11 protein-coding genes are annotated in these 13543 nt (G+C 73.1%); 7 read left to right on the plus strand and 4 right to left on the minus strand.

The annotated features are described in order from the left end of the window. Positions 1 to 5 precede the first annotated feature (5 nt). From ACWCSU_RS20490 to ACWCSU_RS20500, 3 genes are all read right to left on the minus strand, one after another. Positions 6 to 1556: an alpha/beta hydrolase gene (locus tag ACWCSU_RS20490; protein ID WP_449936712.1), complete on the minus strand. Its 1551-nt coding sequence runs from the start codon at positions 1554 to 1556 to the stop codon at positions 6 to 8. A gap of 108 nt (positions 1557 to 1664) precedes the next feature. After that, positions 1665 to 4850 (minus strand): amidohydrolase family protein, encoded by a 3186-nt coding sequence (locus tag ACWCSU_RS20495; RefSeq protein WP_449936715.1) that lies wholly within the window; start codon positions 4848 to 4850, stop codon positions 1665 to 1667. A gap of 119 nt (positions 4851 to 4969) precedes the next feature. Beyond that, positions 4970 to 5641, minus strand: a complete 672-nt coding sequence (locus ACWCSU_RS20500) for a TetR/AcrR family transcriptional regulator (RefSeq protein ID WP_449936717.1) — start codon at positions 5639 to 5641, stop codon at positions 4970 to 4972. Positions 5642 to 5907: 266 nt separating this feature from the next. On the opposite strand from ACWCSU_RS20500, the gene ACWCSU_RS20505 reads away from it, so the two are divergent. Then, positions 5908 to 7143: an oxygenase MpaB family protein gene (locus tag ACWCSU_RS20505; protein WP_449936719.1), complete on the plus strand. Its 1236-nt coding sequence runs from the start codon at positions 5908 to 5910 to the stop codon at positions 7141 to 7143. A 62-nt stretch (positions 7144 to 7205) separates the two neighbouring features. On the opposite strand, the gene ACWCSU_RS20510 is transcribed toward ACWCSU_RS20505, so the two are convergent. Further along, positions 7206 to 7850 carry a DUF998 domain-containing protein gene (locus tag ACWCSU_RS20510; protein WP_449936720.1) on the minus strand — a complete coding sequence of 215 codons (645 nt, stop codon included), beginning with the start codon at positions 7848 to 7850 and terminating at the stop codon, positions 7206 to 7208. Between the two features lie 63 nt (positions 7851 to 7913). Between ACWCSU_RS20510 and ACWCSU_RS20515 the strand changes: the two genes are divergently transcribed. The 6 genes from ACWCSU_RS20515 (at position 7914) to ACWCSU_RS20540 (ending at position 13507) form a co-directional block, all read left to right on the plus strand. Then, positions 7914 to 8228, plus strand: coding sequence for a YciI family protein (locus tag ACWCSU_RS20515; RefSeq protein WP_364092015.1), 315 nt, complete (start codon positions 7914 to 7916; stop codon positions 8226 to 8228). Next, on the plus strand, positions 8228 to 10177 hold the full coding sequence (locus ACWCSU_RS20520) for a DUF6596 domain-containing protein (protein WP_449936722.1): 1950 nt from the start codon (positions 8228 to 8230) through the stop codon (positions 10175 to 10177). Before ACWCSU_RS20515 ends, ACWCSU_RS20520 begins: the two co-directional genes overlap by 1 nt. An 82-nt stretch (positions 10178 to 10259) precedes the next feature. Continuing rightward, a complete protein-coding gene (locus ACWCSU_RS20525) occupies positions 10260 to 11153 on the plus strand; it encodes an aminoglycoside phosphotransferase family protein (RefSeq protein ID WP_449936724.1) in 894 nt (297 codons plus the stop codon). A gap of 72 nt (positions 11154 to 11225) precedes the next feature. Beyond that, positions 11226 to 11714 (plus strand): RNA polymerase sigma factor, encoded by a 489-nt coding sequence (locus tag ACWCSU_RS20530; RefSeq protein ID WP_449936726.1) that lies wholly within the window; start codon positions 11226 to 11228, stop codon positions 11712 to 11714. Continuing rightward, positions 11701 to 12681, plus strand: coding sequence for a CU044_5270 family protein (locus tag ACWCSU_RS20535; RefSeq protein ID WP_449937029.1), 981 nt, complete (start codon positions 11701 to 11703; stop codon positions 12679 to 12681). Before ACWCSU_RS20530 ends, ACWCSU_RS20535 begins: the two co-directional genes overlap by 14 nt. A gap of 55 nt (positions 12682 to 12736) precedes the next feature. Then, the gene (locus ACWCSU_RS20540) at positions 12737 to 13507 is read left to right on the plus strand and encodes a hypothetical protein (protein ID WP_449936727.1); all 771 of its coding nucleotides are present in this window, start codon (positions 12737 to 12739) and stop codon (positions 13505 to 13507) included. Positions 13508 to 13543 lie beyond the last annotated feature (36 nt).

Here is a 13543-nt window from a genome sequence, read left to right on the forward strand (position 1 = left end):
AAGGCTTACTGTGCGTCCGCCTTGTCGCAGGTGGTGTCGCGGCCGGGCAGGACGCCGTCCACCAGGTAGCGGTTGACCGTGGTGTTCACGCAGGTGTCGCCCGCGGCGAGGTAGGCGCCGTGGCGGAAGGCGCCGCGCAGGGTGACCATGCGGGAGCCGGTCAGCGTCCGGTGCATCGCCCGCTGGCCGGGGAACGGGGTGACGGGGTCGCCGTCGGCGCCGACGACCAGCATCGGGACGTCGTTGCCGAGCCTGGTGGGCGCCTCCACCGGGGCGGACGGCCAGAAGGAGCAGGGGCTGAGGTTGCGGGTCATCGGCCCGAACAGCGGCTCGTCCGCGCGGTGGGCCTGGATGTCGCGGAAGTAGCCCTCCACGTCGCGGGAGGCGGCCCGGTCGGCGCACAGGATCGGGATGCCGGCCCGGTCCTCGGCCGGCCCCGAGCCGGTGAACAGGCCGTCGAGGGTCTCCTTCAGCGACGCCGGGACGGTGACCGCCTCGCCGCGGGCGGCGCCGGCCAGCGTCCGCACCTCCGCCGCGAAGCCGGCGTACGCCTTGGCGCTGTCGTCGTAGAGGCGGACGAACAGCAGGTAGGGGATGTGATGGGCGTCGATCCGGTACGCGCCGACCCGCAGCGGGCGGCGCGCCGCGGCCCGGTCGACGCGCTCCACGGTGGCCAGGACGTCGGCCCGGGTGCCGCCCAGGCCGTACTCGGCGTCGCGGGCGGCGGCCCAGGCGGCCCAGTTCCCCAGCGCGGCGTCGATGGCCGGGCCGTTCGCGGACAGCAGGTCGGGGCCGTAGACGTCCGGGCCGACCGCGCTGTCCAGCACGAACCGGTCGGCCCGTGAGCCGAACAGCTGCGTGTAGACCGCGCCCAGGTAGGTGCCGTAGGAGTAGCCGAGATAGGACAGCCTGGGCTCGCCGAGGGCGGCGCGGATGACGTCCATGTCGCGGGCGGTGTTGCGGGTGGAGGCGTACGGCAGCAGGTCGCGGCCGCTCTTGGCGCACCCGTCGGCCAGCTCCCTCATGAGCGTGACGCTCTCGTCGAAGGTGCGGCGGGTCGGGCCGGCCGACCGGGTGGGGGTGTCGGTCGTCCACCGGCAGCGGATCGGCGTGCTGCGGCCGACGAAGCGCGGGTCCATCCCGATCAGGTCGTAGCGGGCCGCGACCTCGGGCATGAGCCGGCCGAGCAGCGGCCGGGGCAGCCCGCTCCCACCCGGACCGCCGGGGTTGATCAGCAGGACGCCCCGGCGCGCGGCGGGGTCGGTCGCCTTGATCCGTGAGATCGCCACCGAGACGGTCCGCCCCCCTGGCCTGCGGTGGTCCAGCGGGACGGTGACCTCGGCGCACTGGGCCCCCGCCGCGTCGAGAGCCTCGCCGATCTCGTCGCCGCGACCGGTCCGGCAGCGGTGCCAGTCGAGCGTCTGGCGGTGGAACCGGGTCGCGTCACCGGCCCGGGCGTCGCCCGTGACGGCCGCCGACGCCTGGCCGGTGACCGCGAGCCCCGCCACCAGGGTCGCGCTCGCGACGACGGCTGTCACGATCTTTCGTGCACGCACAGAAAGCCCCCTTTTCTGATGATGTCGTCACCGACGTTAGGGTTCCGTGCGTTTGATCTTGATCGGCCGAACGGCCGACCGGGGTCGGCCTAACGGACATTCCCCCGCTCAGTGGCCGTCGCAGCAGGCGGTGCGGGCCGCCTGAAGGTGGACGGGCTCGTTCCACCAGTGGCCCGCCGTGCTCGGATGGACGGGGACGCGGTCCCTGACCCTGCCCGAGAGGGCCGAAGCGGCGGGCGTCGCCTGGTCGGTGGTGGTGGCGGACGGGTAGGGCGCGAGAAGCCGCTCGACCGTATGGTGCCTGCCGCCGACGACGACGGCGGTGACATCGGCCGCGTCCTCGATGCGGGACAGCGGGTCGCCGCGGACGATGGCCAGGTCGGCGTACATGCCCTTGGCGACCCTGCCCAGCGGCAGGCCGAGGTGGGCCCCGGACGCGCTGGTCGCGGCGGTGAGCGTCTCGCGCGGGGTCAGGCCGAACCTGACCATGGCGCGCAGGTTCATGTGCAGGCTGACCCCGAGATGGTCGATCGGCGCGTCGGTGCCGGCGGTGACCACGCCGCCGCCGCGGATCATCGCCGTGAGCTGCGCGACCTGGTTGGCGAGGTTCGTCCGGGTCACCTGGACCGCCGCGGGGTCGGCGTTCTGCACCGTGGTGACCGTCGCCCGGAGCTGGGCCATCCGCCAGTTCGGGTAGAGCCGGCGCACCCGTTCGTCGGTGACCAGCGAGGTGTCCTCCCGGTAGAGGATCGAGGAGGTGAACAGGGTGGGGGTTCTGGCCATCTTCGAGGCGTTGAACATGGAGATGACGTCGGAGTAGGCGGACCCGACGTTCGTGACGGTGCGCGAGTAGCCGAACCGGTTGGTGGCGCCGACGTGCTCGGTCTGGTCGCCGCCCATGGCGATCGCCGGATAGTGGTAGTGCGAGCTGACCGGCTTGCCCCGCCGGTGGGCCCACTCGATGACCTCGCGGTGCCAGGCGACCGGCAGCCGCACGTAGCACTTCAGCAGGTCGTAGTCGAGGGCCGCGGCCCGCCGCAGTTCGAGCAGCAGTTGGTCGTGGCTGTAGGTCGGGCGCATGAAGTTGTAGTAGACGCGCGCGCCGTCGATGGCCTCGCCGGTGCCCAGGTAGCGCGGCGCGAGCCGGGCGCCGGACTGCACCGACTCCCGCTCCTCGACCATGTGGTACGCGGGTGAGCCGGGCGAGCGCGTCGTGGTGACGCCCAGGGCGAGCCACAGCGGACCCTGCCGCGATCCGTAGGCGTAGCCCTGCATCTCCCGGTGGTGGTGGATGTCGATCAGGCCGGGCATGACGAATCCGTCCCGGGCGTCGATCAGGGTGCCGGGCCTGCCGTCCCGGTGCGGCTCGACCGCGGTGATGCGCTGGCCTCGTACGAGGATGTCGACGTCGTGGGCGACGTGGTCGGAGACGCCGTCCCACATGCGGCCCGCGTGGATGACGACCTGGTCGGGGCCGGGGTCGTTGCGCCAGGTCAGCCGCATCGGGATCGGCCGCGCGGGCCCGCCGTCGAGGCGCGCGCTCTTGAGACGCCCCTCGTTCAGGTAGAGCAGGGTGGCCGAGTCGCCGGCCCAGACGGGGGCGTCGGAGACCTCCCGGGTGACCTGACGGGCGGCGCCGGTGGGCCGTCCGGAACCGTCGACGGGCAGCACCCACAGGAGCGACTCCATGGCGAACGCCAGCATGGTGCCGTCGGGGGACCAGACGGGACCGTCGTCGCCGCGGGTCTGGAGGGAGCGGTGCGGCGCGGGGTCGACGTACGTGCCGGCGCCCGTGGCCCGGTCGACGAGCAGGATCTTGGACAGCCCTTCCCGGTAGCGTCGCGAGTACGGCACCACCGCGGCCATCGCCAGCGTCCGGCCGTCGGGTGACCAGGTCGGGCGGCCCGGCTCGAAGGTGGCGTCGTAGATCTTCCGGAGGTCGCCGGTGGAGACGTCCACGACCCATAGGGCGCCGTCCTGGTCGAGGTAGGCGATCTCCCGGCCGTCCGGCGACCAGCGGACCGACAGGGCGGCGGAGTCGGTCAGCCGGGTCACCTGCCGGTCGGCGCCGGTGGCCAGGTCGCGCACCCAGACGTTGAGCGTGCCGGTGCGGTCGGTGACGAACGCCAGCCGCCGCCCGTCGGGGGAGAAGTCCGGGTCGGCCTTCCACCAGCGGTCGCGGAAGAGCGGTTCAGGGGTGCCGCCGGAGCGCATCAGGTAGATGTCGTTGAGGGCGCGGAAGGCGATGGCGGAACCGTCGGGGGAGACCGCCGGGCTGCCGATCCCGACGACGGGGAACGACCCCGGCTCGTCGAACACGCGGACCTTCTTCTGGTACTTCGGAGTGGTCGTGGTGAGCGCGGCGGTGAATCCGACCGTGCCGACGGACGGGGAATCGAGCCGGCGTACTTTGATGGCGCCCGCGGAGGTGTAGTAAAAGCGTCCGTCAGGGGCGAAGCGGGCACGGAACGGGAAGACCTCCTCGCCGGTGACGAGGGCGCCCGCGGTGCCGGCCAGCTCGTTGGCGCCCGAGCGGAAGAGGTGGTAGGCGAGGTCGGCGCCGTTCGGCAGCCAGGACGGCTGGTGGACGACCTGGCCGGCGGGCACCGTGACCGCCGTGCCGCGCGTGCCGGTGGCGACGTCGATGACGTCGATCCTGGTGTCGGCGACGACGAACGCGATCTTCCGTCCGTCGGGCGACCAGGCCGGTTCGTACTCCTCGGCGGGGCCGTCGGTCAGGACGCGGCTCGCTCCGGTGGCGACGTCGAGCAGGTGGATCCCGTAGCTGCCGCCCGCGTCGGAGGAGTAGGCGATGGTCCGCCCGTCGGGGCTGTAGCGGGGCTCCCGGTGATCGAACGGGCCGGTGGTCAGCTTCGTGATCGCGGACCCGTCGGGGCGGATCGTCCACAGGTCGAAGACGCCGTCGCGGTACGACTGGAACACGAGGGTGCCGCCGTCGGGGGACCAGTCGGGCTGGGCGACGTCGTACAGGTCGCTGGTGAGCCTGCGGGCGGCGCCCCCGGAGGCGGAGCAGACCCACAGGACGCCGAGCAGGTCGAGGGCGAGCCGGCGGCCGTCGGGCGAGGGGGCGACGGCGAAGCCGGTGCCGGAGGTGACGGCCGTACGGGCGGCGGCGCCCGCCATGCCCCCGACGCCGGCCCGCGCCGGTGAGGCCGGGACGAGCACGGCGGCGAGGGCGGCGCCGCCACCCGCCAGAACGGCCCGGCGGGACGGGCGGGAGGTCGATCCGGAGGAGGAGGTGAACGCGTCGGGAGGAACCGGAGCATGGGACATCGCGAATCTCCATTCCACTATTCAGATGGTCAGCGAACCGCTGAACGTGTTGACGCGCGAGTCATGGTCGCAGACGAAATGCCTTTAGTCCCGGAGTTGCTCCGATCGGCGGCAGGGGATCAGGCGGGGGGTTCGAGCATCGGCACGAGGAAGCGCCTGGCCACCGCGGCCAGTTGCCCGTCGTCGTCGAGGTCGATGACGGCGCTGGGGATCGCCAGGAAGGAGGTGGAGATCCGTACCATCATCTCGGCCACGAGGTCGGCGTCCAGGCGCTCGGACACGTTGCCCGCCCGCTGCTCCCGGCGGAGCTGGCCGGCGACGAACTGCCGCACGGTGGCGAGGGTGCGGCCCCCGTCGGTCATCATGGACGGCACCAGCAGGTCGGGCTCCGTGGCGATGAGCCCGCCGATCAGCGGGTTGCCGCGGATGGCCCGCAACGAGCTGACGAAGCCGAGCACCACCCTGTCGGCCGGGGTGCGGGCCTGCTCGATGTCGATGAGGAACCGGTCGAAGTAGCGCCGGAACTCCCGGCGGACCACATGCTCGACCAGCGTGTCCTTGGTGTCGAAGCGCCGGTAGACGGTGATCCGGGACACCTTCGCCAGGCGCGCGACGTCCTCCATGGTGGAGCGCCTGATGCCCATCCGGCAGAACTGCTCGTAGGCCGCGTCGAGAATGCGCGCCCTCAGCTCGTCGAGGTCGCCGACCCGCTCGACGGCGTCGACGAACGCGCGCTCCAGCAACGACTCCGAGCCCGACGGCGCCATGAAGCCGGACAGCACGGATTCCACGATCACCTCCTGGTCCGTTCCGCCTCGGGGGCGGGTCTTGTGATGTCCATCACATCGTGCTCTCATGATGATACACAGACTCAAGGTTTGTTTCTCAGTATCACCCACTTCTCGGCCTCGCACGAGAAGGAGGAAGCGGCGTGGGAGACCTCGGCAGGCGTGATTCCGGCGACGACGCCGACACGCGCCCCCTGCTCGGCGGATCTCCGGCGAGCCGATCGAGACTGCCCTGAGCGGGACCCCCCCATCTCGAAGGAGTGCAGAGCATGGCAGAGCTGAGCAGGCGCGAGATCCTGATCTCGGGCACCGCCCTGGGAGCCCTCGGCGCGCTGGGCATCACCTCTCCGGCCCAGGCGAAGACCCTGGCGAAGACCCTGGCGGACGACTGGACCTGGCCGGCCTCCGGCTCGGTCGCGGGCTCCGGCACCGGCGCCGACCCCCGATGGGTGTGGGACGACGTCGCCGATCCACTCCTCGCCTCGCTGTTCGACCGCGGCGTCATCCCCGAGGTCAACCGGCTGCTGTACGACTGGAACCGCAACGACCAGCCCCTGCCCGCCGGGCTCCCCGCCGACCTGCGGGCCTTCATCGAGCAGGCGCGTCAGCTGCCCTCGTGGGCCGACCAGGGCAAACTCGACGCCGCCTCGCGCTTCCACGCGCTCAAGGGCAACTACATCGTCGTCCTCACCATCGTCGGGGCGGGCATGCTGGCCACCGCCATCCCCAAGGAGGCCCGCGCGGTCTACTACTCGGCGGGCGGCGCCGACCTGAAGGACCGGGTCGCCAAGACGAACGTCCTGGCCTACGCGGTCAGGCCGCAGAACGCCTGGGGGCCCGGCGGGACGGCCGTGGTCGAGGCCGTCAAGACCCGGCTGGTGCACGCGGCCGTGCGGCACCTGCTCAAGTCGTCCCCCCACTGGCCGGGCCCCATCCCGATCAGCCAGGAGGACATGCTCGTCACGTGGCACACCCTGGCGACCTACTCCATGCGCGGGATGCGCGAGTGGAAGGTGCGCATCTCCGCCGGCGAGTCCGCGGCGTACCTGCACTCGTTGCAACTGCTGGCGCACATGCTCGGCATCAGGGACGAGTTCATCCCCGCCACCTGGGACTCCTCCTACGCCCAGTCCGACATCGTGCTGCCCAGGAACATGGGGCCCACCGCCGAGGGCGTGGAGCTGAACGGCATCCTGCGGGGCATGCTCGCGGAGCTGACCAGCCCGGGCGGCATCGACAAGCCCCTGGTCAACGCGTTCTCCAGGTACCTCACCGGCAACCAGGCGGCCGACTGGAACGGCATCCCGCGCGAGCCGCTGTGGGACCCGGTCGTCAAGACCGCCTGGCCGCTGCTGGTGCAGTTCAGAGAGGGGCTGATCGGGCTGCCGCTGGTGCCCGCCGCGGCCTGGCTCCTCGACGAGATGATCAAGAAGTGGACCACGTTCTACCTGACCAAGGGCGCGCAGACCAAGATCGTGATCCCGACCGGCAACCGTCCCGGCTGACCGCCCCCGCCCAAGCAGAAGGCCCTCCCCGCCGGTGACGGGGAGGGCCTTCGGGGTGCGTGTCAGACCAGGGGGCGACGGCGCAGCCGGTAGGCGACCGCCGACACCCACAACATCGCGCCGGTGACGCCGACGGCCAGGGTCACCGAACCCCCTGGGCCGCCGCTCATCGTCCAGCCGTTCCCGGCGATGACGGCCACGCCCGCCACGAAGGACGCGACGGCCGAGCCCGGCGCCCCGGCCCGGGAGAAGTGGCGGCCGAGCACGAAGCAGGCCGCCGCCAGGGCGATGAAGGCGATCGAGCCGGAGGCCATGTGCAGCCCGGCGTGCCAGCTCATCGTCGTGGGCGGGCCCGCCGGGGTGCCGACGGGGAAGCCGTCGCCGGCGTCCATCCGGAAGATCCCGGCGGAGATCATCCCGATGCCGTTGACCAGCAGGAGGCGGGGCAGCCACCGGCCGGGGACGGCCCGGCGCAGCCCGTACGAGCCGGCGATCACCAGCGCGCCGACGACCAGGAAGTCGGCCACCTGGATCCAGCCGGGCGAGCCGGTCGACAACTGGCTGAGCGGGTGGCGGACGATGTCGAAGCCCTCGCGGGTGAGCACTTGGACCAGGTTGACCGCCGTCCACAGGGGGGCGGCGACGGCGCCCGCGGTCAGCAGGGTGCGGGTCGAGGCGGGGGTGGCGGTGGGGGCGATGGCGGTCATGTCCCGTGTCCTTTCGTGTTCTACTGCATACGCGACGAACGGGCGATGTGACAGGGAACGCACATGAGATTTCTGCTGACGAACGTGAGCGAGCGGCGCGACGACGAGACGCTGCACGTCGAGATGGGCAGGTTCATCCAGGAGCTCACCGAGGCGGGCGTGCTGCTCGCCACCGGAGGCATGGAACTGGGCGGCACCGTGCTCAGGTCCGCGGGCGGCGAGCTGACCGTGACCGACGGGCCCTTCGCCGAGGCCAAGGAGATGGCGGGCGGCTTCGCGCTGATCGAGGTCGGTTCGCGGGAGGAGGCGCTGGAGATCTCGCGGCGCTTCTTCGCGGTCGTCGGCGACGGCGAGTGCCACATGCGCCAGATCTACTGATGGACGCCGTCACGGCGGTCTGGCGGGAGGAGTCCGCACGGATCGTCGCCGGGCTGGCCCGGATGCTCGGCGACGTGGGCCTGGCCGAGGAGTTCGCCCAGGACGCGCTGGTCGCCGCGCTGGAGACCTGGCCGCGCGACGGCGTACCGGACAGGCCGGGCGCGTGGCTGATGACCACCGCCAAGCGACGCGCCCTCGACCACCTGCGCCGCGACCGGCGGCACGACCGGGTGATCGGCGAACTCCGGCCGGAGCGGCCCGGCCAGGACGAGCCGCCCGGCGACGACGTGTTGCGGCTGATGTTCGTCTCCAGCCATCCCGTGCTGCCCGCCGAGGAGCGGACCGCGCTGACGCTGCGGCTGCTCGGCGGCCTGACCACCGCGGAGATCGCCCGTGCGTTCCTGGTGCGGGAGGCGGTCGTGGCTGGACGCGTCGCGCGCGCCAAGCGCACGCTCGCCGAGGAAGGGGTGCCGTTCGAGCTGCCGCAGGGGCCCGAGCTGGCCGTACGGCTGGCGTCCGTGCTGGAGGTCATCTACCTGATCTTCAACGAGGGTTACTCGGCCACGGCGGGCGAGGACCTGATGCGGCCCGCCCTGGCGCTGGAGGCGCTGCGGCTCGGACGGCTGCTGGCCGGGCTGGCGCCGGGCGAGTCCGAGGTGCACGGGCTGGTGGCGCTGATGGAGATCCAGCAGTCGCGCGCGGACGCCCGTACCGGGCCGTCGGGGGAGCCGGTGCAGCTGCACGAGCAGGACCGGGGACGGTGGGACCGGGAGCTGATCGCGCGCGGGTTCGCCTCCATGCTGAGGGCGCGGGAGGCGGGCGGAGGGCTCGGGCCGTACGTCCTGCAGGCGGCGATCGCGGTGTGTCACGCGCAGGCGGCCGGGGCGGCCGACACGGACTGGGACCAGATCGCGGCCCTCTACGGCGCGCTGGCACGGCTCCTGCCCTCGCCGGTGGTCCGGCTCAACCAGGCGGTCGCCGTCGGCATGGCGACCGGGCCGGAGGCGGGGCTGGCGCTGGTGGACTCGCTGCTGTCGGACCCGGCGCTGCGGGACTACCCGCCGCTGTCGGCCGTCCACGGCGACCTGCTGGCGCGGGCGGGGCGCGGCGCCGAGGCCGCGACGGCGTTCGAGCGGGCCGCCGCCCTCACCCGCAACACCGCCGAACGCGCCTTCCTCCTCACCCGCGCCGCCCGCCACCGCACCGCCTCCTCCCTCGCCCGGACGACGGGCGTCCGGGACACGGCCCTGCTCGGCGAGGCGGCGGACCGGTTCCTGGCGCGCACGGACCTGGACGCCGGGACGATCCGGTCGTACGGGCAGACGTTGCGGCGGCTGCGCCTGGACCTGGGGGCCGCCACGCCGCTGGCCGAGATCACCCCCGCCCTCGTGGCCAGGGTGTTCGCCGCCGCCTGGAGCACGGCCGCGCCCAGGACCTGGAACCGGCACCGCGCGGCCGTACGGTCCTTCGGCGCGTGGGCGGGCCTCGGCGACCTGCCGGCCGAGCTGCCCAGGAAGCACGACGACCGCAGGAGGCGCCCCGCCGTCGCCGATCAGGCTTTGGCCGCGCTCTGGCGGCACCCGTCGCCGCGGGAGAGGGCGCTGTGGCGGCTGGTGCACGAGTCGGGCGCCTCGGCCGCCGCCGTCCTCGCGCTCAACGTCGAGGACCTCGACCTGCCCGCCCGCCGCGCCGCCACGATCACGTGGGGCGACGGCGCCGCGGCCCTGCTGGAGGAGCTGGTCGCGGGCCGGACCGGCGGCCCGCTCTTCCTGGCCGGCCGCAGGCCCGCCCCCGCCCGGACGCCGGACCCGGCCGACCTGTGCCCCGAGACCGGCAGGCGCCGCCTGTCCTACGAACGCGCCGAGTACCTGTTCAAGCAGGCCTCGGGCGGCTACACCCTGCACCAGCTCGCGACGTCGGGACGCCGTCCGGCGCCGGCGGCCGGGTAATCGGGTCGACAGGCGGGCCGGCGATGCAGTGTGATGGTCCGGCCGCCCGCCGCACCGAGCGGGCCCGTCGACGGAGTCGCCTTTGCCGGAAACCGCGGACATCCGCCCCACGATCGACGCCGCCCTGGTCAGGAGGCTGGTCGACACGCAGTTCCCGCAGTGGGCCGGGCTGCCGCTGCGACTGCTCGACCCGGCGGGCTCCGACCATGTGATCTACCGGCTGGGCGAGGAGCTGTCCGTCCGGCTGCCCCGCCATCCCGGGGCCGTCGGGCAGGCCGAGAAGGAACGCGAGTGGCTGCCCCGGCTCGCCCCGCGGCTGCCGCTGGCCGTCCCGGTGCCGGTGGAGGTGGGGGAGCCCGGCTTCGGCTACCCGTGGCGGTGGGCGGTGTCCCGCTGGCTGACGGGCGAGGCGGCCACCGTCGAGGCGCTGGCCGGCTCGTCCGAGGCCGCCGTGGAGCTGGCCGGATTCCTGGCCGCCCTGCAGCGGTTCATGCCCGAGTCCGTCCGGTCGCTCAAGAGACGTCCGGAACTCGGCGAGCAGCCGCTGGCGGGCCGCGACCGCGCGACGCGGGCCGCCATCGCGGCGCTCGGCGGCGTGTTCGACGGCAGGGCCATGACCGCCCTGTGGGAGGCGGCCATGAGCGCCCCCGGCTGGGACCGCGCCCCCGTCTGGTTCCACGGCGACTTCCACACCGGCAACCTGCTGACCGTCGACGGCCGGATCAGCGCGGTCATCGACTTCGGCGGCCTCGGCATCGGCGACCCGGCCTGCGACCTGACGATCGCCTTCACCCTGATGTCGGCCGGCAGCCGGGCCGCCTTCCGCGCCGCGCTCGGCGTGGACGAGGCCACCTGGACCCGGGGCCGCGGCTGGGCCCTCGCCACCGGCCTGAACGCGTACACCGCCTACGCCGCCGTCGACCCGAGGGTCGCCGCGCAGACCACCCGCCAGATCACCGAGGCCCTCGCCGGCTGAATCGGGATGTAAGAAAGCCGCCCTTCGGACCACATGTCTAGGAACGACTCGTCCACGACCGAAGGAACCGGCTTGCCCGACCCACATGAGCGCTTCACCGTGCTCTACGACACCTACCAACCGCGGGTGTACGCCTACGCGGCGAGCCGCGCCGGGCACCAACTCGCCGAGGAAGTGGTCAGCGAGACCTTCCTGGTGGCCTGGCGGCGTCTGGACGACATTCCCGGCCACGCCGAGCTGCCATGGCTCTTCCGCGTCGCCCGCAACGTGCTGAGCGACAACCTCCGGCAGGCCGTACGGCGGGAGGCCCTTCAGGCCGAGCTCAGGACGTGGACCGAGTCGGCCGCCCTCGACGCGGGCGAACAGGCCACCGAGCGGGTCGCCGTGCTGCGGGCGCTGGCCAGGATGTCCGATGCCGACAAGGAGCTCCCGACCCTGACCACCTGGCACGGCCTGTCCGCCGCGGAGGCGGCCGAGGTGCTCGGCTGCACGAAGGCCGGCTTCGCTGGATCGCGGATCGCGCCTGTCCGCCGACGACCTGCTGGTTCTGGCCGCCCTTGACGCGCCGGGGGAGCCCGCTCGCCGGCCGTCGCGCCCGAGACGGACCCTGCTGACGGGCCTTCGGCTCACCGCCGTCGCGGCCGTCGCGGTCGCGGCCGTCGTCTTCGTGCGGAGCACGGACGCCCGGCTCGCCACGCCTGTCGCCATGTCCGCCCGTACCGTACTGCTCGCCGCCGCGGAGCGGATCGAGACCGCGACCCCGGCGACCGGCCGCTACTGGCACACCGTGGGGCTGAGCATGGCGCTGCGGAGCGCGGGACAGGGGCCGCCCGGCGGTGGGACCCCCAAGAGCGTCGGCTACCGGGTGACGTGCACCCACGAGCTCTGGATGGCGAAGTCGGGACGAGACCCCAGCTGGCTCGTGGTCACCGCTCAGTCGGGCAAGCCGCTCACCGGCGCCGATGAGGAGACCTGGCGCCTGCAGGGCCGATGGAGGCTGGGTGACTGCGATGGAGCCGGGGTTCCCGGAGTGGGCCCGCTGACCGCGCCGCCGTTCGCCGTACGGCTCGACGACGAGCGCAACCCGGAGGTGTCCTATCCGATGGTCGGAGCCACGCCCGTCACCACGAAGCAGGTGATGGACCTGCCGGCCGATCCGGCGGCGCTCAAGAAGGTCCTTCAGCAGTGGGCCCGGCAGGCCGGTCAGCAGTCGGACGAGGCGTTGTTCGCGGAGGCCGTCAGTCTGCTGTCGCAACTTCCGACCACGCCCAGGATACGGGCCGCGCTCTACCGGATGCTCGCCGACCTCCCGGGCGTGCAGAACCTCGGCAGGATCAGCGACCCCCTGGGACGGGTGGGGACAGGGATAGAGCTGCAGGGCGGAACGCAACGGATCGTCATCGACGAGGCGTCGGGCCGCCCGCTGGCCATGGAGGACCGGCTCGACGGAGACGAGCTCACCGCGTGGACCGCTCTGACGGCGTCCGGCTGGACCGACGCGAGACCGGTGCTGCCCGAGCAGCGCTGAGCACAAGCCCGCGAACCCGGCCTGAAATGAGAGGGACGGACTATATGGTCCCGGCATGAACCGTGTTCCCGCCACCATGCCGGGTCCGTGGGCAGCGAAGCTGACCGGCGCCTTCGAGATCCTGCTCGGCCGTCCGCTGTCGAGTTTCGATGCGGACGCCACCTATGCGACGTTCTTCGGCGGCAACCTCATCGACGAGCTCGGCTTCGCGCGTGACGTCGCCTGGGTGACCCCGGCCGCCCTCGCCGGCGCCGAGCCCGTCGTCTGGGACTGCCCGATCTTCGACGTGGACGAGCCGCCGACGACGTTCGACGCGAGCCGGTCGGTCTTCGAGTTCGACAAGGCGGGGCTGCCACCGGAGTTCGCGTCGGACCTGGCGGCGGTGTGCTTCGCGGACCGGCTCGTCCTGGGCGGCGATCTGGTTCCCCTGCTCGCCCGGCACGACCTCGCCGGGCCCGGCCTGCGGGACGCCTGGACCGTCAGCCACCCGCGGCTGGTCTCCGACGGCACGCTCTTCGACGCGATGCGGGTCGCCACCGCGCTCGGCACGGGCCCCGAGAGCCTGCTCCCGTTCGAGGCGGAGGCGGCCGAGGAGTGGCAGGAGGCGCTGGGCGGCCTCACCCCGCCCGAACTGTTCGCCCACCTGAGCTTCTTCTGCACCGACGGCGAGGAGGGGCTGATGTACCTGCGGACCGAGCGCACGGGCGGCGACCTGCTCGCCGACGTGGGCTGCACGCTGATCGCGAACTGGGAGGAGGGGCAGAGCCAGGTCGAGTTCGCGGTCGTCCGGGTCGGCGAGCTCCTGGCGGCGCCGCGCCCGTCCTGACGGACGGGCCGGGCCGCGCGTCGAGCTCGATGGGGG

The organism is Nonomuraea sp. NPDC001699, from assembly GCF_053596455.1.